Origin of the sequence: Shewanella sp. DW31 (assembly GCF_015767295.1) — a bacterium.
In the GTDB taxonomy this organism is placed as follows: Bacteria; Pseudomonadota; Gammaproteobacteria; order Enterobacterales; family Shewanellaceae; genus Shewanella; species Shewanella oncorhynchi.
In genome coordinates, this window is sequence record NZ_JADWMP020000026.1 from 46,427 (window position 1) to 70,396 (window position 23,970).

The 23,970-nt window shown below is 46.0% G+C and carries 20 protein-coding genes and 1 tRNA gene; 12 read left to right on the forward strand and 9 right to left on the reverse strand.

The features are described from left to right. Positions 1–22: 22 nt before the first annotated feature. Positions 23–361: an ankyrin repeat domain-containing protein gene (locus GWI56_RS18595; RefSeq protein WP_347339150.1), complete on the reverse strand. Its 339-nt coding sequence runs from the start codon at positions 359–361 to the stop codon at positions 23–25. A 308-nt stretch (positions 362–669) separates the two neighbouring features. On the opposite strand from GWI56_RS18595, the gene GWI56_RS18600 reads away from it, so the two are divergent. The 3 genes from GWI56_RS18600 (at position 670) to GWI56_RS18610 (ending at position 2,956) form a co-directional block, all read left to right on the forward strand. Next, a complete protein-coding gene (locus tag GWI56_RS18600) occupies positions 670–1,323 on the forward strand; it encodes a peroxiredoxin-like family protein (RefSeq protein ID WP_113939378.1) in 654 nt (217 codons plus the stop codon). 99 nt (positions 1,324–1,422) lie between these two features. Continuing rightward, positions 1,423–2,058, forward strand: a complete 636-nt coding sequence (locus GWI56_RS18605; RefSeq protein ID WP_168822978.1) for a DUF2913 family protein — start codon at positions 1,423–1,425, stop codon at positions 2,056–2,058. 145 nt (positions 2,059–2,203) lie between these two features. Next, the gene (locus tag GWI56_RS18610; RefSeq protein ID WP_198573760.1) at positions 2,204–2,956 is read left to right on the forward strand and encodes a transporter substrate-binding domain-containing protein; all 753 of its coding nucleotides are present in this window, start codon (positions 2,204–2,206) and stop codon (positions 2,954–2,956) included. A gap of 79 nt (positions 2,957–3,035) precedes the next feature. Here the strand turns inward: GWI56_RS18610 and GWI56_RS18615 are convergent, their stop codons facing one another. Genes GWI56_RS18615 through GWI56_RS18625 form a run of 3 tightly spaced genes read right to left on the reverse strand, consistent with a single transcriptional unit; the run spans position 3,036 to position 6,360 of the window. After that, positions 3,036–3,557: a hypothetical protein gene (locus GWI56_RS18615; protein ID WP_028761343.1), complete on the reverse strand. Its 522-nt coding sequence runs from the start codon at positions 3,555–3,557 to the stop codon at positions 3,036–3,038. Positions 3,558–3,575: 18 nt separating this feature from the next. Continuing rightward, complete coding sequence (locus GWI56_RS18620; protein ID WP_105251825.1) at positions 3,576–5,699, reverse strand: aldehyde ferredoxin oxidoreductase; 2,124 nt, start codon at positions 5,697–5,699, stop codon at positions 3,576–3,578. A gap of 16 nt (positions 5,700–5,715) precedes the next feature. Beyond that, the gene (locus tag GWI56_RS18625; protein ID WP_105251824.1) at positions 5,716–6,360 is read right to left on the reverse strand and encodes a 4Fe-4S dicluster domain-containing protein; all 645 of its coding nucleotides are present in this window, start codon (positions 6,358–6,360) and stop codon (positions 5,716–5,718) included. 355 nt (positions 6,361–6,715) lie between these two features. Here GWI56_RS18625 and GWI56_RS18630 point away from each other — a divergent pair, with 355 nt between their 5' ends. Next, on the forward strand, positions 6,716–9,085 hold the full coding sequence (locus GWI56_RS18630) for an OmcA/MtrC family decaheme c-type cytochrome (protein ID WP_198573761.1): 2,370 nt from the start codon (positions 6,716–6,718) through the stop codon (positions 9,083–9,085). A gap of 156 nt (positions 9,086–9,241) precedes the next feature. On the opposite strand, the gene GWI56_RS18635 is transcribed toward GWI56_RS18630, so the two are convergent. Continuing rightward, entirely contained in the window at positions 9,242–11,020 is a 1,779-nt protein-coding gene (locus GWI56_RS18635; RefSeq protein ID WP_198573762.1) for a flotillin family protein, read from the reverse strand. Positions 11,021–11,056: 36 nt separating this feature from the next. After that, the gene (locus GWI56_RS18640) at positions 11,057–11,692 is read right to left on the reverse strand and encodes a YqiJ family protein (protein WP_028761348.1); all 636 of its coding nucleotides are present in this window, start codon (positions 11,690–11,692) and stop codon (positions 11,057–11,059) included. Between the two features lie 439 nt (positions 11,693–12,131). Between GWI56_RS18640 and GWI56_RS18645 the strand changes: the two genes are divergently transcribed. The 5 genes from GWI56_RS18645 (at position 12,132) to GWI56_RS18665 (ending at position 15,520) form a co-directional block, all read left to right on the forward strand. Further along, the gene (locus GWI56_RS18645; RefSeq protein ID WP_198573763.1) at positions 12,132–13,637 is read left to right on the forward strand and encodes a carboxypeptidase M32; all 1,506 of its coding nucleotides are present in this window, start codon (positions 12,132–12,134) and stop codon (positions 13,635–13,637) included. A 180-nt stretch (positions 13,638–13,817) separates the two neighbouring features. Continuing rightward, entirely contained in the window at positions 13,818–14,315 is a 498-nt protein-coding gene (locus GWI56_RS18650; RefSeq protein WP_113939489.1) for a GNAT family N-acetyltransferase, read from the forward strand. Then, on the forward strand, positions 14,312–14,662 hold the full coding sequence (locus tag GWI56_RS18655) for a DMT family protein (protein WP_006082592.1): 351 nt from the start codon (positions 14,312–14,314) through the stop codon (positions 14,660–14,662). The genes GWI56_RS18650 and GWI56_RS18655 overlap by 4 nt, the downstream gene beginning before the upstream one ends. Before the next feature lie 31 nt (positions 14,663–14,693). Beyond that, entirely contained in the window at positions 14,694–14,951 is a 258-nt protein-coding gene (locus GWI56_RS18660) for a DUF2960 domain-containing protein (RefSeq protein WP_006082593.1), read from the forward strand. A gap of 59 nt (positions 14,952–15,010) precedes the next feature. Continuing rightward, positions 15,011–15,520, forward strand: coding sequence for an RDD family protein (locus tag GWI56_RS18665; RefSeq protein ID WP_131523600.1), 510 nt, complete (start codon positions 15,011–15,013; stop codon positions 15,518–15,520). 120 nt (positions 15,521–15,640) lie between these two features. On the opposite strand, the gene lptG is transcribed toward GWI56_RS18665, so the two are convergent. After that, positions 15,641–16,699, reverse strand: coding sequence for an LPS export ABC transporter permease LptG (lptG, locus tag GWI56_RS18670; protein ID WP_105251819.1), 1,059 nt, complete (start codon positions 16,697–16,699; stop codon positions 15,641–15,643). Further along, positions 16,696–17,808 carry an LPS export ABC transporter permease LptF gene (gene lptF / locus GWI56_RS18675; RefSeq protein ID WP_113939369.1) on the reverse strand — a complete coding sequence of 371 codons (1,113 nt, stop codon included), beginning with the start codon at positions 17,806–17,808 and terminating at the stop codon, positions 16,696–16,698. Before lptF ends, lptG begins: the two co-directional genes overlap by 4 nt. A 243-nt stretch (positions 17,809–18,051) precedes the next feature. Here lptF and pepA point away from each other — a divergent pair, with 243 nt between their 5' ends. The 3 genes from pepA to GWI56_RS18690 all read left to right on the forward strand — a co-directional run bounded on the left by pepA (position 18,052) and on the right by GWI56_RS18690 (position 23,302). Continuing rightward, positions 18,052–19,560, forward strand: a complete 1,509-nt coding sequence (pepA, locus tag GWI56_RS18680; protein WP_198573764.1) for a leucyl aminopeptidase — start codon at positions 18,052–18,054, stop codon at positions 19,558–19,560. A 341-nt stretch (positions 19,561–19,901) separates the two neighbouring features. After that, a complete protein-coding gene (locus GWI56_RS18685) occupies positions 19,902–20,405 on the forward strand; it encodes a DNA polymerase III subunit chi (protein ID WP_198573765.1) in 504 nt (167 codons plus the stop codon). A gap of 20 nt (positions 20,406–20,425) precedes the next feature. Next, entirely contained in the window at positions 20,426–23,302 is a 2,877-nt protein-coding gene (locus tag GWI56_RS18690; RefSeq protein WP_198573766.1) for a valine--tRNA ligase, read from the forward strand. A 591-nt stretch (positions 23,303–23,893) separates the two neighbouring features. Here the strand turns inward: GWI56_RS18690 and GWI56_RS18695 are convergent. Next, a tRNA-Arg gene (locus tag GWI56_RS18695) sits at positions 23,894–23,970 on the reverse strand.

A 23,970-nucleotide genomic window follows, 5' to 3' on the forward strand; every position in this document is an offset into this window, starting at 1 on the left:
GAATATTGAAGTGCAATACAATTTATCGATGACCACGTTGAACGCCACCATAGCGCTCTAAATACTTCACCATTTTTTGACTCGTGGCGGTATAACTCCCTATATGAAACTCGCCATGCCAATGGGCCAGCTCAACAGGAAGGTGACCTAAGTTATTGGCATGATGGACATCGGCCCCAGCTTCAAACAGTAACATGAGAATATCGAGTAATTGAAGTTGGCAGCAATGCAATAAAGCCGTCATATTTTGTGAGTCGACATATTCGAGATCAACACCCTGTTTGATCAACTGTTTTACGGTAATAATATCGTGTTTTACCACTGCATCAATTAAGGCTTGCCCCATCAGCTTGTCGCTCACTCGTTTTAACCACTCTAACACTACGCTGTAATCGCGATAAAATCCAAATGGTTACCGTTATAAATACCTCACCAACAAACTCAATCGATATCACATTTGTGCAATCATCTGCATTGACTTGTAAGAATGTTCGGCAATTGCCGCTCTTTTAATGCTCATACCCGTTTAGTGCTAACTCGAACCACTCTATAAGCGAGTAAGGCATAACAAATACAGATTTACGCAATATCTCTTTGTCTAAAACGAGGGAAATATTAACAACAACGACTTAAAAAACGAAGAAAACAAAACCAAATTAAGGACTTTATATGCAAACAGCTTCGATGTTACACAGGTTTTACTTCACAACCATCTTACTACTAACAAGTCTAACGGCTATGGCGCAACCCATTGCTAAGGATGAGTTTTCCATCAGTCCGCTACTTAATGGTCAGCAAATCCCTAAGGTAAACTTACAAGATATCAATGACAAAACGGTCGATTTAGCAGAATTAACCCAGCAAAAACCGACCATCTTTTTCTTTTACCGCGGTGGCTGGTGCCCATTTTGTAACAATCAAATGGGGCAACTAAAAGCGATTGAGCCTGAGTTATTAAAAATGGGCTTTCAGTTAGTGGGGATTTCACCCGATACGCCTGCTCAACTTAAGGCTTCGGCGGCAAAAAATGAACTTAAATATCTGCTGCTTTCCGATGAAAAAATGCTGGCATCCCAAGCCTTTGGTTTAGCTTTTTACACTAGCGAAAAGGTGACTGAAACCTATACCGCACGCCTTAATCTCGAGAATCCTTTATGGATCACCCCAGAAGGTGCCAAACGTTTAGTCTTACCTGTACCCGCCATTTATATCAGCGACGACAAGGGATTAATTCATTTTCAATATATCAACCCTAACTACAAAGTGAGGCCCGCGCCAAAGCTGATTTTAACCGCCGCGAGTTTGGTGGGATCGCAAGAATAAATATCGGTTTAACGACCGCTTTGCTAAACTAGCTCCGCCGCAATCAATATCGTCCAAGTTCAAATAGATAACATCACTTCAGCCCGCGGCGGAGTCATAATGAATTCTCAAACCTATAACCAAGCTGTGCTCGAACTCGCCCTTGCGGGTCTTGCCGATTTAACCGCTTCAGCACAGACCAAGAAAGCCCAGCGCACCTCTGCGCAGGAAAGTCATTTTTTGTGTAATTGGATGGTCGAGTCCTTAAAGGAAAAACGTTTTTCTAAATTGGTAGCCGACGATCTCACGGCTTGGATACGTTTGGCTCGCAGCCAAGGTGCGGGCGCCGAACTCAAGCGTTTACTAGAAAGGATAGTGTATCAATATCAATCTGTTGAGACATCAGAGCCCGCTTTAGGCACGGCATTAAATGCCATGATAGAAACCTTAAAACAAGCCGATTGGTTAGTCTTTACTGACACTGAAATCAGTGCCAAGCTGAAACTCGATGGTGATGGTCAATCTAGCTTAGTGATTGATGCCAAAGAATTTAATCAACATATTAAAGACAATCAGCTGATCAAGCCAATCAACTTATATGTCCGTGCCGATGAACAGACACTAACGCGTATCGCCCTGTCCCATGGGTTATTACTGAGCCAAGGCAATAAGAAAACCAGCTTGATTAAGCACCATAAAACCTATCAAATTTTCCCTAATAATCAGCAACCAGCTTTGTGTCAGCTATTGGCTTAAGGTGTAATAGCGAAAAGCAGAAAATAGCTTAAATATGGCGGATGTGACTGATTGTGATCCAATAAACAATTCATTCACACAGTTTAGATAGAATGACCATCGGATAGGTCTTAGCTAAAGCAGAGATAACAAGGATAAAAGCAATATGGTTAAGCGATGTTTGCAGTATAAACACTTAGTTCGATTTGCCTTGTTCACCCTTTGCTTGACTCAACAGCACGCCTTTGCGGAACAGCTCAAATACAATATCACTGGCTCCTATTCTTGGTATCCGTATTTTATCGGTGATAAAGCCGAGGCGCCGGGGATGATCACTGAGCTTATTCCGATGATTTTATCTATGGCTGAAATCAAAGGTGAAATCCTCGCCCTGCCGCCAAAGCGCACCAATAATGCGCTAGAAACCGGTCAACTCGACTTTGATATCGTCAGCCCCAGTTGGTTTGAAAAGCAGGATTTAGGGCCGCTGTTTGTCAAATCGGCCCCCATAATGCAAATCACTGAATATGTGGTCACATTACCAGAGAATATCAGTAAATATAAAGATATCAGCCAGATAAAAGGCCAAGAAATAGGTACAGTGCGCGGTTATTTATATCACGACGATAAAGATTTTATCCGCGCAGACTTTACCTCAGAGCAGGAGCTGATCAAAGCCTTAGATAAACACAGAGTCAATGCCGTTATTGCTGGTAATTACCCAGCCTTGTATTGGTCGACTCAGTTGCGGATCCCTGTCGCACTGGCGGCAGTGCATTCTGATGGTGACTTAGTGTTTAGGTTACGAAAAGAACATGCCGATTTGCTTCCTGCCATCAATCAAGCCATAGCGACACTGAAGGCCAATGGTAAAATTGACGAAATCATCAAAAAGTACACTCAAACGCTGGCAAGCTAATCTCACGCTAGCTATATGAGATATTGCGATAAAAAAGCGCCCGAAGGCGCTTAATCAATATCAATGAGGTCGCAGAATCTCAGTTTGACCATTCACAAGGATCATAATTAGCGAGGACGGCCGCATAGCTGTGACTCAATCCCAGAGTCGAGTAGTAATAACCTTTCCCCTGATTATCCACTGCATAATGGATATCCTCGGCCCCAAGCTGTTGTGGTAATTGCTCACGCACATTGGCTAATGTAGGCTCATCATAAAGATAGGGGGCAAACGTCAGTACACTCTCCAGATAGACCTCAGTATGGCGGCAACTATTGCGACGGATCTGGGCAATAATCGCCTCAAACGCTTCACCCCGCTCCAACGCTAACCATTGCTCAGCGTAACGTTCAACTATGCTTCTGTCGGAATAGAAGAAATACCGCTTATCCGACAAACGCATCTGCACATCCTTGTAAGCCTCATTGAGGATCAGGCGAATATAACTGTTAACCGTTTGCTCACTATCCCACTCGAGCCCTGCCACGGCGGCGATTTGCTCCGCCGTGACTAAGCGTCCGTGTTGGCTAAATACCCTGATATAACCGACAAGTTCAATCATAGTGTCCAACTATAGTGTTCAACTGGGTAACAGGCCTCGCGCCGCCAATCTATCGGCAACAAAACCTAGGCTAAACTTGTCGAGCGTGGCCCGAGTTGGCGCACCGGTTTGAATATCCCAACCAAAGGCTTCATAGAACATGTCCAGCGCCGTTTGCATGTCAGCGCGGTCCATCTTGATGGTGCCCTCTTGACCGAAGTTTTTATCTGGATTCAAATCATAAACCCAGTCACTGAGCACATCATGCTCTTCGCGCATATTGCTTTCATTCATTTGCAATACGGTTAAGGCACGGTGTAAATGCAGCACTCTTTCCGCCTTAAAGTCCAATTCCGTTTCTGTGGTTTCAATCCCAGTCACTAAACTGAACATCTGCGATTCAATGGTGCTATCGCCTTCATAGTTGCGATTTTTATCCGGTGATGCCAACAATGGGAACATCCAGTTACACAGTGTCAGAGAGTCATGTAATACGTTTTTCACCAGCGACCATTTTGCAAAACGGATCTTAGCCGCATTGATTGGGGTATACCAATTCACCTTATCGAATGCACCTTCACCCCATTTTTTCTCGGCAATTGCCACTGTCATATCGTGTGGCAAACCACTGTTAACTATGTTGATGTGGGAATGGCACTGAGCATCACGGTTAAAGACGACGTTGATTAACGTACCCACCTGACCCGCGGTTTCACTGGCATGGTGCACGGCAGCATTGGTTTTTTTGTTGAATACCTTAGTGGCACTTTCTTTATGAATATCCCAATTACCTAACTTGGGATTGGTTCCATCTAACCCCCAACGCTTGATCAAATCATATAAGCCGTCGGCCATATGGGAAATTTCACCTTCTTTAAACGCCACTCGGCGATAAAAATCAAGTAAGAAAGCGGGATCTTGGTTATCCCAGAGCGCCCAAGGAATACTGTTAAATTCATCTTCAGGTAATAAATGCTTAAACATATCCTTTGTTTTTAGGAATTTAAATAGATGCGAAATGGAGCCATAGTTACACCAAATACCATAGTCATCGAGAATATGAGCCCCTAAAGCGCCCGCCATCGCATGTGCTTCTGTACCATTTTTGGTGCCCATTAAATACTGTGGTACGAGGAATCCCATACAGACGTTAGATATATGTTCGGTTTTACGACCGTATTTGCTTTTCAATTCAGGGACTTTTAGCTCGCAGAAGCAACGTATAGGGCATGAATGACAGCCTCCCGTACGCTTCATCCACTTATTGGCGTATTCCACACCTATGTAGCTTTCTGCCATCGAAGTTCGAAACCCAATACGATTGCGTTCATTCCATGGCACTTCGCCTAAATCGATTTCTTGATCGGCAGCGCCCCACTTCAAACCGGGCCGAGATTTCCAGCGGCTGATGGGTGCTGAGTACTCAGCCCAAGATTGCGGCGTTGAGGGAACGACACCATTATTGTTGGCACCGATAATACCTAAAATATGGTCATCTAAGGCACGCATCTTTTCATTATTGGCGGCGATTTTAACGGCGCCAGTGCCGATAATGCCGATCCCTTTACAATTTTTGGACCCCATTACCGAGCCATGACCACCTGCTGAGTGCCCGCCCTGAGTCATAATGACAGAAAGAGGCACTTGGTTTTCACCCGCTTGGCCAATCGCAGCGACTTGTGCATTGGGTCCCATCATTTGCGCGATCATAGCGTGGGTATCAAATATACCTTTACCCCATAGGGCATCGGCAGGTTCAATCGTGACCTTATCATCCACAATTTTAAGCCACACAGGACTGCTCGCTTTCCCCTCTATTGCTATCGCATCGAAACCCGCAAATTTCATTGCGGGTGAAAAATGCCCACCAAAATGACCATCGGCAATCAGATGTTTTTCAATTACGGGACTACGGGAAGTAATGGTTGTTCGTCCAGTACAAATAACGCCTGAACCCGTTAATGGCCCGGCAGAAAAGACAATAATATTATCTGGGTCGATTGCAGTAATATTATCCTTATGATCATCCCACAATATTTTATAACCAATACCCATACCACCGATATAGTCATAATATTTATTGATTGGCTCATACCATATATGATTAGTTGTTAAATTAACTCTGAGGACTTTACCCGCCCAACCACCTATTTTATCACTCATATTATTTCTCCTGAATTTAAGAAACTAAGCCGGTATATTTTTCGTATTGTTCTAATGCAGCTTCAGCCTCTTCCCAGTTATAAAATTTAATTGCACCTGTAGGACAAACTTGCGCGCAGGCAGGTTTACCGTTACATAAATCACATTTGACGGCTTTCATTTTACTGCGAACAACTTTAATGACTTGCTGAGGACACTTATCTGCACAATAACCACATCCGACACAACGTTCTTCATCAATCACTTTGGCGCCAGTTTGTTCGTTCGTTGAAATAGCTTGCTGTGGACAAACTTCAGTGCAAACTTCGCAGTGGCGACAAGTGGAAGGAACAACGGTTTTATCGCCGCACTCTCCTCGTTGTATTTCATAGTCAAATTGCACACCATGTGGGCCATAGTTCATATTTCTTTCTACTTTGACGCGGGCAAGTGTCGGACTGCTATCCCCTTCATGGTTCCAACCACAGGCAATTTCACAGCGTCTGCAGCTAACACAAACCGTAGGGTTCACCACCATGAGTCCACCAGGCATGACTTCTACTATCTCTTGGCTATTACTGTCACTGCCACAACCGGTCAGAAAACTTATTAATGTTCCGCTATAAACTGTACCGACAGCAACGCCCATACCGCCTTTAAGCATTCCTCTTCTGGTAATCATATTTGATCCTTTATTAGTCAAAGCAATATAATTAAAATATGCATACACTTTGATTCCCGACAATTTATGCTAAAGTAATTATGTCTTTGATTTTTAACCTGCGTCACAATTACCCATATTGGGGCATTATTAGATCAAGTTACACGACATGCATCAGAGTAACGTTTTCAAGAATTAACAATTCAACATCTAGCAAATTTAAATAATACCTCACTTCAAATTACCTTAATATAATTAACAAATAACTTTTAAATTTGGTTAATTAAGTGCAACTCGACTCATAACTAAGTTAATATCTATACCGCATACATTCCGATTAGAGTCCCGACAGAATCTAATTAAAAAGGAATGGAAAATGATGAAAACGAATACCCGTTCTCAATGGAAAATCTTTACGCCAATGGCAGTCGCAGTCTGTCTGATGACAGCCTGTTCCGATGGTGACGATGGGAAAGAAGGTCCACCAGGGATTGTGAGTATCAGCATTGAACAAGCGGATACACTCAAAGCGACAATAGAAAATGTGGTTATCGATGCGCAAACCCATGTACAGGTCGATTTCTTCCTCAGCAATGCCAATGGTATTGCGGTCACAGGGCTAGAAAACCTGAAGGAGCTAGATACCTTAGGTGTCGGTATTGCCAAATTAGCACCGCCGCAGGAGCACTATCAAATCACCCAAGCCGCGGCGAATGCTATGGCAACAACTGGCGCTGAAGTCACTAACTCTGCAGCAAGCGCGACAGATGCTGCGTTGCAATGGACCAGTTACATCAATAATCAAGTAGAACCTGCAACAAATGCCCAAGCGAATGCACAGACTCAGTGGCAAGCAGGCATTGAAAGCAACTGTAAAACGGCGTGTCTAACCTCCTTAGGCGCGGGCCAATACCGTTACACTTTGAGTAAACCACTCACGGGTTACTCACAATTTACTGGGATAGATACCCAGTACTCGCCTGAGCTCACCCACAGGATTTACCTAGAGTTAAAACCGTTCGCAAATAGCCCAATCGACACTCAGTTGATCAACAGCGTGTACGATTTTGTGCCCGCCACAGGACAGACAGTCGCGGCGGATATGGGCCGTAAAGTGATCGCGCCGGAACAAGCCTGTTTTCGATGCCATAACCCAGACTTAGCCAATACCGATACTCGCCTTTTGATGCACGGCAATAAACGTTTTGCCTTTGAGGGCTGCGTTGTCTGTCACACGACTTACTCTGGCGATCCTGAAACGGGTAATAGCCTTGATATGGCGACATTGACACACCAGATCCACCAAGCCAAATATCAAATTGTAGGTTACAAGGGGCAGCTATATGACTACGCCAATGTGACCTTTCCCGGTGATATGACCCAATGTCAGCAATGCCATATTCCCGGCGCAACGGCGCAAAGTGGCAATAGTAATATCCCCAGTAAAACCGCGTGTCTTGACTGTCACAAAGCGCAAATCCCCGCAGATTGGAATGGTACTGTAGCGGGTTTATTCCACAACAGGGAAATTTTTGCCAACCCATGGGCACAGGGCTGTAGCGGCTGCCACCCTGATAGCACTAATCCTGAAGGTGTCGGGCTTTTCCACAATGCCGCTGTGAAAACAGCCACTAAGCTGGTGAGCGATTACCAAGTTAAGTTACTGAGTTCGCAGCTAAGCGTTGAAGCTAAGACCCTTGCGGTGACATTGCAAGTGCAGCAAATGGAGCAACTGCCCGCCAGTCAACCTATGATAAAATCCTTCTGGTTGATTGCCACAGGTGAAACAAATAGCGCGAATATGCCAATCAATAACGGCCAGCGTAAAGTGTGGGATTTATTAGCAAACACGAGCGACGTCGCCTTAAAAATTACCGCACCCAATCAGCTAACAGTCACTATATCTAACCTGTCGGCTGCCGATTTTGGCGATCTGAGTCAGTCAAAACTCTACAGTAAACTGGTGCTCTGTGCCGATAAAAATACCGGCTTTGCCGTTAACTGTAATATCGCAAATCAAGAGGTGAGTCTCAGTGCCATTAATTCGCTAAGCCTGCAAGGTCAAGCTGTTACGGCAAAAGCTAAGGTCGATGAACAGGCCTGCCGCCAATGTCATGATCAAGGATTAGAAGATAGAGTTCTGTCGGCGCATCAAATGAAAGGAATTTTTGAACCCAATAGCAGCTGTGGCACCTGTCATGCACCGCAAACGGCAACCGCACTGACCGATGGGCAATGTCAAAGTTGCCATAGTAATGATGCAATTATGTATCTCAATGCCAATGTGATGCATACTCCTGGGGCCAGCCAAATCAAGCCCTATCGCACCATCAACAATACTTTGAGCTACAGGGAAATGGTGCATTCACTGCATGCGGGAACCCGCACTGTAGTGGGTTTTGATAACCCACGTCCCGAACTCACTTACCCTAATGCAAAAAATGACTGTAGTGTTTGTCATAGCACAGGACAGCTCAGTCTCGAGGGGCTAAGTGCACAGCAATCCCTGTTAGTTGCGACACCCGATGCAGCCAACATAGGGCAAATTGCCGAGTACTCACCAACCTTAGCAACCTGCACGGCATGTCACACGCTTATCGATAGTTTAGTCGTCCATGCACGCAGCTTTGGCGGAGTTTACCAAAGTGATGCCAGCGGTGGTCGAATTTACCAATCAGGACAGGAGTCATGCGCAACCTGTCATGCCGAAGGTCGCTCATCGGGGGTCGACAAGGTACACAAATAAGCCGTTAGATTTGATTTAATGCCAAAAAAAACGCTCACCATAATGGTGAGCGGTTTTATTTCATTCGTCCTATTTATCAATCTTTTGTCCGCACAAGGCTCAAAAGAGCAACGGCGAGCGCTTTACTTGATTTGACTTAGTTTAATGTCGTTGAGATTAAGGCTTGAGCACACTTTGGCTCTCTACTACCTGCGTTTGGCTATAGTCCTTAGGTCTAGAGTTCGACAAGGTCACACCACCTAAGGCTTCAGCGGTTAAGGTGTTATTGCCGTTCAATAAATCATTCAAGGTTCCAGAGTCGCCATTCACTAACCCTAACTCCCTGAGCATGGCATCGATAACAGGCGCATTAGCGCGATAGTTTAACGCTGCACTGGTCACTTGCTCTGCGATACCACCTTGATGGTGAGCACCTTCGCCACCCGCAGCAAATTGATGACCTGCACCATAACCTTGAAGAATCTTAATACCTTCGATGTTTTCTAACGGCTTAACGGCTTGGGCTACGATTTCAGGCAAGGCCTTCAAAATGGCGAGGGATTTTTGCAGGGCGATCTGCTCATCACTTAAAACGTTTTCAGCTTCATAAAGTGCTTGTTTACCAGCAGCTTCAACGGCATACACTTTTTCATCCGCTTCAGCCTGCAGTTTTTTCGCATCGGCACTGGCGCGCGCTTCAATCAGAATCGCACTCGATCTGTCTTCAGCGGCACGTTTCTCAGCTTCGGCCTGCACTGTTACGCCGACTGCATCACGCTCAGCTTCCTTACGGGCATCAATTACTTCAATCTCTTTGCGACGATTAGCTTCAGCCACTTGGCGCGCTGTGATTACCGCTTCTTCTTTTTCAACTTTCAGTTTTTCGGCTTCAGCTGCACGGGCTCGGGCAGCTGATTCTTCTTCAGATTTGGCCGCAACCGCAATGCGTTTTTCCTGCTCAGAAACTTCAATATCCCTTTGCTGTTGAATGCGCGATTGCTCAATCGACTTATACTTTTCAATCTCACGGGTTTCGATATCTTTGGTCTTTTCGATTTCAGCGGTTTCAATGGCGCGCTCTTTGGCAATCTCGGCTTCGCGTTCTTCACGAGCCTTGTTTTCTTTCTGCTTAATAATCTCCGCTTTTTGATCGGCGCGTTTAAATTCTAACGACTGTTGCTGGATCAAGCGCGCTTCTTCTTCCGACTTTTCAATCTCTAGGGATTCCTTTTCAGCTTCGAGGTTACGCTGCTCGATCTTAATGCGGTTTTCCTGCTGAATATCGTTGGTTTCTTTGCGTTTCTCTTCGATAATCTTCGCCAGACGCGCACGACCTTCGGCGTCAAATGCGTTGTTTTCATTAAAAAACTGCAAATCAGTTTGATCGAAACCCGTTAATGAAACCGATTCGAGTTCGAGACCGTTTTTCTCCAGATCGTTGGCGACGTTATTTTGCACCCGTTGCACAAAATCGGCACGCTGCTCATGCATTTCTGTCATGGTCATTTCGGCGGCCACGGCACGCAGCACGTCGACAAACTTAGACTCCATCAGCTTTTTAAGCTCTTCAACACGGTTTGTACGCGTGCCTAAGGTTTGCGCTGCCATTGAAATACCATCGGAATGTGGGGCTACACGCAAGTAGAAATCGGCCTTCACATCGACACGCATTCTGTCCTTAGTGATCAGCGCATCTTTCTGGGTTTTCTCCACTTCGATACGCAGAGTGTTCATGTTTACCGAGATGGTTTCATGTAATACAGGCAACACAATAGCGCCGCCATCTTTAATGATTTTCTCACCACCAAAGCCGGTACGCACAAAGGCCATTTCTTTGGTTGCACGTTTATATAACTTGGCGAAAATTAACCCGATCACAATGAGGCCGAGTAGCACCATACCCGCAACGAGCAAAATAAAACTACCGGATGAACCTACGTTTGTTAACACATCCATTTGATTTCCTTTCAATTGATTTATGGCTTGGGAAGATTAATTATCAAAACGCGTAGCAGACCAGACTCGGCCTTCTCGCTTAAGCAGCACGACTTGAGTGCCTGAGGCAAACTCTATATCCGAAGTTTCGGGCTCGACTAAAACGTAATGTTTTTGTTGATGTTTATCACGAACGACGGCTTCAGAGGGCATGCCTTTAATTGCGCAACCTAAGGTGATAGTGCCGACATAGCCGCTAAGATCATCTAGCGAGATCGCACTCGATTCATTTTTAGGTAAATGATCAGCAAGTACTCGGCCAAAATAACGGCAAGAAAATGCACTGGCGACAATAGCAATGGGTAAAGTAAACAGTTGCGGCAGTAAAAAACCGGCAAGACTAACACTGATAAAATTGACGATATAACCCGCAATCGCAAAACTGGTCAGCGCAAGCACAAACCAAATAAGTAATGGGAGTCTATTTAGACACAGCCAACCGGCAATGCCCGTGAGTCCACCCGCGCCCACATCAGCATCATATTCCACATCAGCAGGCACCCATTGGTCTAACGCACTTAACATGCTTAAACCTATGAATAATGCGAAGACTTCAAACACACCAAGGGCCAGTACACAGGCAAAAGCTATGGTGTAAGGTAAATTAGGCTGTTCAACTAAAAACGCCCACATAGTCATCTCCTTGAACAATACAGCATTCCATTTATTTCACTGTAATTATCGACTTAACCACAACAGAATAGCAAGGCAAGCACAATTTCCAAACTAAAAATTGTCCCTAAAACAGATTTTGACTATCACTCTGCTGCGCCAAAATCGCGTGGCCATCTTCGCTGCTAGTACCCTATCGAAAACCACTTTAACACTTCAACGCCCCTTTTAGCTTAGCGCGCTAGCGCTGCAAATAGCCGCAATCACCATACATGGCGTAGATGCCATTTCTTCAGGAGCAATAAATGGCCTTACCTCAAGTGCGTTACTATAGCGTTAAGGTCAGTCCACTGGATCCTGCATCTTCAGGTTGTTTGGGTATACTGTTGACGTCATTGTATTATCATCCTGTTATTGTTATTTATTCGCGCAGAATTTGATGCGCCAGAAGGGAAATTCCATGGACTCACCCAAGAGCAAAGTACCAACACCAAGTTACGATAAACTGACAGCACATTTTCAAAAAATTTCTCACTTTGAACATTTCAGCGCTCTTGGTGACTGGGATCAAGCAGCCATGATGCCTATGGGCGGTAATAGCGATCGCGGCGATGCAATGGCTGAACTGGCGCGACATATCCACACACTCAAAACCTCAACCGTCTTAGCCGAACACTTACACAGCGCGACGGACGAATCTCTCACAACGGAACAACAAGCTAACCTGCGGGAAATGCAGTACCAATATCAACAGGCAAATTTAGTGCCCGGCGCTCTCGTGCAAGCCAAAACTAAAATGGCCTATCAATGTGAGAATGCGTGGCGTGAACAACGTAAAAATAATGACTGGCAAGGCTTTAAACCAAACCTTAAAGCAGTAATTGCACTTGCTAAGGAAGAAGCGCAGATCCGCGGCGAAGCCCAGAATATTTCCCCCTATGATGCCCTGCTCAATAAATTTGAACCGGGAATGACCTCGGCAAAGCTGGAGCAAACCTTTGGCGGACTGAAAAATTGGCTACCGACACTTATCCAAGAAGTGCTGGCTAAACAGGCAAACGAGCCTAAGTTAACGCTAAATGGTCCCTTCGATGTTAGCGCGCAGCAAGCCCTAGGCCGAGACGTAATGGATTTTCTAGGGTTTGACTTTAACCACGGCAGGCTGGATATCAGCAGTCATCCATTTTGTGGCGGCGTGCCAAGCGATGTGCGGATAACGACCCGCTACAATGAGGCTGATTTTAGCAGTGCTATCATGGGCATAGTTCATGAAACAGGCCATGCCAGATACGAGCAAGGTTTACCTCAAGCGTGGCGCGGACAACCTGCAGGACTGGCGCGTTCTATGGGTATCCACGAGAGCCAGAGTCTATTCTGCGAAATGCAACTCGGGGCAAATCCGGCATTTTTACGCCAATTGCAGCCTAAAATTGCGCAACATCTTCATTGTCATTTTAGCGCCCAAGAATTAGCACAGCATTACACCCGCGTAGCGCCCGGACTGATCCGCGTCGATGCCGATGAAGTCACTTATCCTTGCCACATTTTACTGCGCTTTGAGGCAGAAAAAGCCTTTATCGACGGCAGCTTAACCGTAGATGATTTGCCTGACTTTTGGTCAACGCAGATGCAACAACTGCTGGGGATTAATACCGATGGCAACTACCAAGACGGTTGCATGCAGGATATCCATTGGGCCGTTGGTGAACTAGGGTATTTTCCCAGCTATACCTTAGGCGCCATGTATGCCGCCCAATGCCGTTTTGCGATGGAAAAAGCCTTAGGACCAATTGAAACCCTGATCGATGCAGGCAAGTTGAACTCGGTATTCCAATGGCTGAGTGAACACATTTGGTCTAAGGGATCTTTGCTCACAACCGATGAACTGATCCGCCAAGCAACGGGTGAAACCCTAAATGGTCAATATCTTGAGCGTCACCTGCGCCAACGATATCTGGGCATTTAACCGCTGCTAATGCTTAAAAGCGCTGAAAGCTCAGTTTATACGGGTTTTAAAGCGCTTTATATTGCCGCTGGAGCCTGCATTTTAACGCTGCTTGAGGTTATAATGCCGAGCTTATTTGAATCAGGACTCTTTCCACAGAGTTCCTTCAACAGAACTCTTGAAACAGGATAAATGTCGGCCATGTTACTGCGTGCTATCACCCCAGAGGATTGGGATGCCATTTTAGCGATCCAAGACGAGTGTTACTCACAACTGGATCCTGAGCCACTGCACGTACTGCAAAGTAAATGGCAGGTATCACCTCAGTCCTGTTTTGTGTTCGAAGTGGATAAATCGGTTGTCGGTTATTGCTTGGCTCACCCATGGACCGCCAATATGCCGCCCGCGCTATATCAGCCCATCACCCATTTACCCAAGGCTGATACCTTATACCTACACGATATTGCGATTTCGGCCAAAGCCCAAGGTTTAGGCGCCGGCGCTAAGGCGCTGACCCGCCTAACACTATTGGCGGATCGCTATAATCTCAATTCCTTATCCCTCGTAGCCGTACAAGGTGCCGACAGCTATTGGCTTAAAATGGGTTTTAAACCTAAGGCAATCGATAAATGCCTTGGCAGCTATACTGACGATGCTATGTATATGATTTATAAATTTAATCATAGAGATGAAAAATGAATCCAACCCTAACCACTATCGGTTTACTTTGCTTAAGTAATATTTTTATGACCTTTGCTTGGTACGGGCATTTGAAAACGCTAGGCTCAAAACCTTGGATTATTGCGGCCTTAGTGAGCTGGGGTATCGCCCTATTTGAATACTTGCTGCAAGTGCCTGCTAACCGTATCGGCTACACAGTAATGAATGTCGGCCAGTTAAAAATTTTACAAGAAGTCATCACCTTAAGTTTGTTTGTCCCCTTTGCCTATTTCTATATGAAAGAACCATTGAAGCTCGATTATCTGTGGGCAGGACTGTGCATCTTAGGTGCTGTGTATTTTATTTTTAGAAGTGAATTTAATTAATTTCAGACTTATTTCAGGAGAGCTCCCCCCCATGGCCCGTCAAGTCACTTATACCTTCAAAGGTAAGACGAAAACTATCGCCTTTAGCTACGACAAACACCATGATTTATATGAAGCTGTGGCCGAAGCCGAAGGCATAGATCTGACCAAATTTTTGGCTATGGAACAACAAGTCGCCATGACATCTCGTAAAGGTGCCAAGGCTGAAAAAGAATTCAGGAAAGTAGAGTTTGCCCGCTTTGGTTTTAGCAATATCCACTTTGTCAGAGATGAAGAACCTGAAGCCTAGGCTAATGTATTAATTGTTTTTTGTATTAGCTTTAAGCACTTCAATAACAGGACACTGTAATGCTCAATACCGAACATGCTAATTTCCCCCGCGCAGGATTCTTCCGCCGCCTAGGCGCTGCTATTTACGATTCGATGTTAGCCGTGGCCGTCTATATGGTTGCGGGCGCAATGGGCTTTGGGATTTTCTACGGCCTTACCGCTTCAGGACTGGCTGGCATGAATGGCTTTGAACATGTCTCAGATGCACTCAATGGCACGCCGGTTTATCAGGGAATTTATCAACTCTGGCTTGCCTTGTGTGTCGGCACTTTCTACGCATTATTCTGGAGTAAGGGCGGTCAAACCTTAGGGATGCGCGCTTGGCGGCTTAAAATTCAACATCCTAATGGCCAAAACTTAAGTCTAATCACTGCCTACGCTCGCATCATTTGGTCACTGCTCGGCATTGGCAATTTATGGATTTTAATCAATGATGATAAGCGCGCACTGCAGGATATGATGACTCGCTCAGAAGTTGTCGTGCTGTCTAAAGAAGCCAACCAAATGCGTAACTGGCATGGGGCATAAGTTTATTCTTAAGTAAATCCGAAATACAAAAAACGACGCAAAAGCGTCGTTTTTTATGGGCTATTTTTATGGACTATTCTTAATTGACGAAATCCGGAGTAAGAAGTAATAAGCTGCGTATCATCGCCGGATAAAGTAGAAGGCAACGCCAGTAAACAACAAGCTTGGCGCAACAGCCCCCACATAAGCGGGTAGCTCATACACTATACTCATTGGGCCAAAAATCTCATTACTGATATAAAAGCTAAAACCTGCTACGACCCCAAGTAATACGCGCGCGCCCATAGTCACTGTCCGCAGCGGACCAAATACAAACGACAGTGCCACTAACATCATCACTGCGACCGTCACGGGCTGCATCACCTTGCGCCATAAAGCAAGCTCATAACGGCTGGGATCTTGACTGTTAGTTTTAAGGTAATCAAGATAACCGACCAGACCACGTATAGATAACGCCTCGGGTTTAATCGACACTACGCTGAGCTTATCTGGCGTTAAACTTGATTGCCATTGGTCTTCTTCAAGATACTCAAGCACGACTTTTTCATAGCTTAAATCGGTACGTTTAACGTCAAATAAACGCCAGCGATCTTGGGAAAAGACCGCTCGGTCTGCGTGAACTACATTGGTGAGCTTAAGTTCGCTATTGAATTTATAAAGCGTGATATTGCTGAGTTTATTGATGTTTTCAACTTCACCAATATTAACGAACAAATCACCATCCTTTGCCCAAATTCCACGATGGGACTTAATTAAACTCCCACCAGAGAGTTTAACAGCTTGCAACTCATTGGCTTTTTGCTCAGCAATCGGTGCGCCCCACTCTCCTAAAACCATCACCAATAACATCAAAGGCACAGCAGTTTTCATCGCCGACATAGTGATCTGCAAACGTGACATGCCAGAAGCTTGCATCACCACAAGTTCGGAATTCGATGCCAACATTCCCATACCAATCAAAGCGCCTAGCAAGACGGCCATAGGGAAAAACATTTCAATATCCCGTGGCACTAAAAATAAAACATAGATGCCAGCATCCATCATGCTGTAGGTGCCACGGCCAACTAAACGCAGCTGATCAACCCATTTGATGATGCCCGACAAACCAGTCAACACCAGCAAACAAAGCGCTGAAGTGCTTAACAATATTCTGGCGATATAAAGGTCTAATATCTTCATGCTGCCACCTTCTTATTGGCAAACAAGGACGATATACGACTGAAAATAGGCCTATCTTTGCCGAGCAAGAATAACCCCATCAAGAGCGCAGAAACATGGATCCACCACATACCTAAATACAGTGGAATAATCCCATCTTGCAATGCCTTACGTCCCGCGACCATTAGCCCAAAATAGCCAAGATATAAAAGTACTGCTGGGAACATCTTAGCAAACTTACCTTGGCGCACATTCACCCGCGCCAACGGCACAGCAATTAGTGTCATAATTGGAATCGCGAGCGGGATAGCAAGACGCCAGTGGAATTCAGCAGCGGCTTCAGCACCTTCAATTTTCACGAGTTCATCAACGGGCAATGCAGATAACTTACGGCGACGCTCATCAACTTGCTGCTCTTTAATTTGCATTTTATAACCACCAAATTCGATCATTTGGTAGTCCTTTGCCTTCGGGCTGCCTTGATAACGCACGCCGTCATTCAAGTTCAATTGTTGAGCACCTGAACTATCTTCCTGTACTCGTCCACCTTTAGCCACCACGACATTGGTCACGCCAGTTTCATCATCAGGATCTGGCAGCTGGGCTACAAACACTTTATCTAACTCGTTATCTTTACCAATACGCTCAACAAATAATACCGCGCGACCATTGGGACTCGCCTGAAAACGCCCTTGAATTAAGGCGGCAAGACCTGCTTCGGACTGGGCTTTTTCGAGCACTTGGTTTTGCTGTTCTTCTGCCCAAGGAGCAACATAAAGGGATAAATAGCCAGTAAACAGCATATTGATCACGGCGAGGATCAGCGTCACGCGGGTGACATACCACTCACTGACCCCAACACCGTGGAGAATGACCATTTCATTTTCGGAATACATACGGCCGTGGGCCAGTAAAATACCCAAGAACAAACTTAACGGCAGCACTAAGATCACCAGATAAGGCAAGTTAAGCCCAATCAGAGTCATGATTAAAGAGGCGGGAAAATCGCCGTCGGAGGCATCGGCCAGTATACGCACGAAATGCTGGCTAATAAAAATAGTTAACAGCACTAAAAGTACCGCAATTTGTGCCTTTAAAACTTCTCGAATAAGGTATTTAAATACAATCACAGGCAGGATCCGGTCTCTAAACTTATCTTTTTGCTGGTAACAGACTAACTTTCATGTAAACTGTTTACTTTTGATAGTTTTCTGACCAGCTTCAGGGGTTCTAGGTAAACTTAACGTCACAAAATGCGTGACTCAAGCGCCGAGAATAAATCACCTTTGGAGTAATAACTTAGGCCCTTTTCGGGACAAGCAGACATTATCCAATAAATATAAAAATTTGTCTTTAAGAATCTAGGAGTGCTCATGGAGTTTAGCGTAAAGAGCGGTAGCCCCGAAAAACAACGCTCAGCCTGTATCGTGGTCGGTGTTTATGAACCCCGTCGTCTGTCGGGTATCGCGGAGCAATTAGATAAAATTAGCGAAGGTTATATCAGTAACCTACTGCGTCGTGGCGATCTGGAAGGTAAATCTGGCCAGATGTTATTGCTGCACCATGTTCCTAACGTATTGAGTGAACGTGTATTATTAGTGGGTTGTGGCAAAGAACGAGAACTAGACGAACGCCAATACAAACAAATCATCACTAAAACAATCAACACCCTTAACGAAACGGGTTCAATGGAAGCGGTTTGCTTCTTAACTGAACTGCACGTGAAAGGACGCGATACGTATTGGAAAGTACGTCAAGCGGTTGAAACCACTAATAGCAGTCTTTATAGCTTTGATGCCCTGAAGACCCGCAAAGGTGAAACTCGCCGTCCACTGCGTAAATTAGTGTTCAATGTCCCGACTCGCCGTGAATTAACCTTAGGTGAGCGTGCCATCGAGCATGGTATGGCAGTATCTGCTGGCATGCATTTATGTCGCGATGTAGCCAACATGCCACCGAACATCTGTAATCCAGCCTATTTAGCTTCTCAAGCACGCCAAATGGCTGAAATACACGACACTCTGCATGTCACCACTATTGGTGAAGAGCAAATGGCCAAACTGGGCATGAACTCATACCTTGCAGTCGGTCGCGCCAGTGCCAACGAATCCATCATGACTGTGATGGAATACAAGGGCGCTGTCGATAGCACAGAAAAACCAATCGTATTAGTCGGTAAAGGGTTAACCTTCGACTCGGGTGGTATTTCATTGAAACCTGGCGAAGCCATGGACGAAATGAAGTACGACATGGGTGGCGCAGCGGGTGTTATCGGCACTATGAAAGCCATCTGTGATATGAAGTTACCTATCAACGTTGTGGGTATTCTGGCTGGCTGTGAAAACATGCCATCGGGTAATGCTTACCGTCCAGGTGACATTCTGACCACTATGTCAGGCCAAACCGTTGAAGTGTTAAATACCGATGCAGAAGGCCGTTTAGTCCTATGTGACGTATTAACCTATGTTGAGCGTTTCGATCCTGAATTGGTTATCGATACTGCAACCCTGACTGGCGCGTGTGTGATTGCCCTTGGTAAACACGCATCGGGTCTGTTCTCATCGCATAACCCTCTGGCACACGAGCTATTAAGTGCCGGTGAGCAAAGTGGTGACCGCGCATGGCGCATGCCATTGTGGGATGAGTATCAAGATATGCTCGACAGCCCGTTTGCTGACATGACCAACTTAGGTGGCCGTCCTGCTGGAGCTATCACAGCAGCATGTTTCCTTTCGCGCTTTGCTAAAAAGTACAACTGGGCTCACTTAGACGTTGCAGGCACAGCTTGGAATAGCGGTGCTAACAAAGGTTCTACGGGCCGTCCAGTGCCACTATTGACTCAGTTCCTGATCAATCGTGCTGGCGTTGAACTCGGCGAATAACCAACTATCCGGCCTTAGTATGTTAAAGGCTCGATAAGTGAAAGGCGAAGATGAAAATCTTCGCCTTTTTTATTTTCTTAATTTAATCAGAAAATCGATTTCCTGAATAAAAACTTGAATAAAAAACTGAACAACTAATGGTTTTAGAATCATTTTTCAAAGAGTTATAGCTCTACCCTCTGCATCTCCAACGGTTTGAAAGCATCCCATTAAGTCCCGCCAGACAGTGATAGATAAAACCTCACCGTAAGGTTTGTCCTAAGCATTAACCCATACTGACTTTTAGTGTAAACTGCTGCTTTCGTTCGCCACTAAAACAAGTGAAGCAAGGCATTGAAATCATGACTCAAGTGCTGTTTTATCTTATGCCGCCAGTAGCATCGCCTGCCAAAGCCAAGGCTGATTCACCTGTTGAAACCGCGAATGCGAACCCTGCGCTTTGCGAGATGCATCTTATGGCATGCCAACTGGCGCAGCAGGCTTTTGTGAAACAACAATGGGTCTATATCCATTGCCAAGATAAGCAGCAAGCCCATGCGATTGATGAACTTTTATGGCAGTTTGAGCCAAGTGCCTTTGTACCTCATAACCTCAAAGGTGAAGGCCCGATGACGGGATCGCCGGTAGAAATTGGTTTTGATCGCCTCGGCGCCAACAAAAGTCGCCAAGTTCTGATTAATCTTGCAGACCAAGCGCCACCATTTGCGGTAAACTTTGGCCACATTATCGATTTTGTTGCCAATGACGATCAGCATAAAGCGGTCGCTCGCGAACGTTATCGACAGTATCGCGGCTTAGGGGTCAATTTACAGACCCAAGACTTAGCAACACATCCACTTAATTAGTTTGAGACAGACACGTTCCCATGGAAAAAACATACGATCCGCAGTCCATCGAGCAAACGCTTTACCAAAACTGGGAAGAGCAAGGTTACTTCAAGCCACATGGCGATGAATCCAAAGGCAATTATTGCATCATGATCCCGCCCCCTAACGTGACGGGCAGCTTGCACATGGGCCACGCCTTCCAAGACACCATCATGGATACCTTGACCCGTTACCAACGGATGAAAGGCAAAAATACCCTATGGCAAGTCGGTACCGACCACGCGGGTATCGCCACCCAAATGTTGGTTGAGCGCAAGCTTGAAGCCGAAGAAGGCAAAAATCGTCATGACCTAGGTCGCGATGCCTTTATGGATAAAGTGTGGGAATGGAAAGCGCAATCGGGCGGCACTATCACTAAGCAGCTACGTCGTATGGGCGCTTCTGTAGATTGGGACCGCGAGCGTTTCACTATGGACGAAGGCTTGTCCAAGGCCGTGCAAGAAGTGTTTGTACGTCTGTACGAAGACGAGTTGATTTATCGCGGTAAGCGTTTGGTCAACTGGGATCCAAAGCTGCACACGGCTATCTCTGATTTAGAAGTGGAAAGCAAAGAAAAACAGGGCCACATGTGGCATCTGCGTTATCCACTGGCCGACGGTGAACTGACCGCCGATGGTAAAGACTATTTAGAAGTCGCTACCACGCGCCCTGAAACCATGCTCGGCGACAGTGCGGTTGCAGTGCATCCCGATGATGAACGCTATCAAGCGCTGGTCGGTAAGTTTATTCTGTTGCCGATTGTTAACCGCCGCATTCCTATCGTGGCCGACGATTACGTCGACATGGCCTTTGGTACTGGCTGCGTGAAGATCACCCCAGCCCATGACTTTAACGACTATGAAGTCGGTAAACGTCACAACCTGCCCATGTTCAACGTGCTGACCTTAGATGCCGCCATTCGCGTGAGCGCCGAAGTGGTGAACTCTGACGGTACCTTTAACAAAACGCTCGATGGCAGCCTGCCTGAACGCTTTGCTGGACTTGATCGCTTTAAAGCCCGCGATGCTATCGTCGCTGAATTTGACACTTTAGGGCTGCTCGAAAAAATCGCGCCGCACGCCTTGAAAGTGCCTTACGGCGATCGCTCCGGTGTGGTTATCGAGCCTATGCTGACCGACCAATGGTATGTGGCTGTTGCGCCAATGGCGAAAACCGCTATCGAAGCCGTTGAAAATGGCAGCATTAAATTTGTACCGCAGCAATACGAGAACATGTACTTCTCGTGGATGCGTGACATTCAAGACTGGTGTATTTCGCGTCAATTGTGGTGGGGTCACCGCATCCCTGCATGGTACGACGAAAATGGCAAAGTCTATGTCGGCCGCAACGAAGCCGATGTGCGTGCTAAGCACAATATCGCCGACTCTATGACATTACGCCAAGACGAAGACGTACTGGACACTTGGTTCAGCTCGGCCCTGTGGACTTTCTCTACACTCGGCTGGCCTGACAATTTAGAAGATTTAAAAACCTTCCACCCAACCGACGTGTTGGTGACAGGTTTTGACATCATCTTCTTCTGGGTTGCCCGTATGATCATGATGACCATGCACTTCATCAAAGATGAAGACGGTAAACCACAAGTCCCGTTCAAAACCGTCTACGTAACCGGTCTTATCCGCGATGAAGCGGGTAACAAGATGTCAAAATCAAAGGGCAACGTACTCGATCCATTAGACATGATCGACGGTATCGGCCTTGAAGATCTCGTTGAAAAACGTACCGGTAATATGATGCAGCCACAACTGGCCGCCAAGATTGAAAAGAGCACTCGCAAAGAGTTTGCTGACGGTATAGAAGCCCACGGCACTGATGCACTGCGCTTTACGCTTGCGGCAATGGCATCAACGGGTCGTGACATCAACTGGGATATGAAGCGCTTAGACGGTTACCGTAGCTTCTGTAACAAGTTATGGAACGCCTCACGCTACGTGCTGATGAACACAGAAGATCAAGATTGCGGCCCAGGCTCACCAGAGCACAAAGGCGGCGAGATGGAGCTGTCGTTGGCCGATCGCTGGATTATTGGCTTGTTCAATCAAACCGTTAAGACCTTTGACGATCACATGACAGCCTACCGTTTCGACTTAGCGGCCAATACCCTGTATGAGTTCACTTGGAACCAGTTCTGTGACTGGTACTTAGAGTTAACCAAACCGGTATTGCAAAACGGCAGTGAAACGCAAATGCGCGGCACCCGTCACACCTTAGTGACAGTGCTCGAAGCGATGCAACGCCTGATGCACCCTATGATGCCGTATATCACTGAAACCATTTGGCAGCGCGTTAAACCGTTAGCCGGTGTCGCTGGTGATACCATTATGCTGGCACCGTTCCCAACATTTGATGCCGCTAAAGTCGATAGCGCAGCAATGGCCGATTTAGAATGGGTTAAGCAAGTAATCGTCGCGGTGCGTAACATTCGTGCCGAACTGAACATTGCCCCATCTAAACCGCTAAATGCCCTACTTCGTGGTGTTAGCGCGCAGGATAAAGCCCGTGTAGAAGCAAACCAAACCTTCTTCACTACGCTTGCCCGCTTAGAAAGCATGACCATTTTAGCCGATGGCGAAACTGCGCCTATGTCGACCACAGGTTTGATTGGCGAAATGGAGCTGCTGATCCCTATGGCAGGCTTGATCGATGTCGCCGCCGAAATGGCCCGTATCGACAAACAGCTTGAAAAGCTCGGCCAAGAGATAGCTCGCATCGAAGGCAAATTGTCGAACCAAGGCTTCGTGGCAAAAGCCCCTGCCGACGTTATCGACAAAGAGCGCGCCAAGATGGCCGATCTCAAGCGAGATATGGACAAACTCAATGAACAAAAATCTGAGTTTGCTAAGTTAGAAGCTTAAGCTTCTCATTTACTCTGATTCACTTGTTATGATTAGTTCTAACTGAATGAAGGGCAGCCACTTGGCTGCCCTTCTTGTATCTATATCGCTGCAATCTTTGAGCAACTATGAGCCTTAATCTACGCTTTTGAGCCAGATGCCGCCTTTAACCAGAGTCAATTCTAAACACTGCCCTTTAACTTACTACACCGCATTGAAACCACCTCACCATTCATCCTCATCACTCCCCGTGGTCTATCGCTCACGAGCTCACACGTAGCCCATCACTGCCGACATAAGTAAACACCACACATGTAGACTAAAGAACAGCTAATACCTCTAGAGACAGCACTGAGAGACTGACATGGGTATCCAATGTCGTCATAGACTCTCAACACAGGCAAAAGCAGATTCTTCAGTGAGTTGAACCTAAGAAAGAGAAGTGTTTAAAACGAAATGGCTAAAGATAGCGACACCGAAGATAGCTAAGGTAAAGCAAAAGATGATGATGCAAAGTTAAGGTTAAACCTAAGCGGGTAAAAATATAATGAGTTAAACCACTACAGACTAAAAATAAAAAAGCCCTGCAGTTGCTTGCAGGGCTTATCTATATGGTGCGCGTGGAAGGAGTCGAACCTCCGACCGCCTGGTTCGTAGCCAGGTACTCTATCCAGCTGAGCTACACGCGC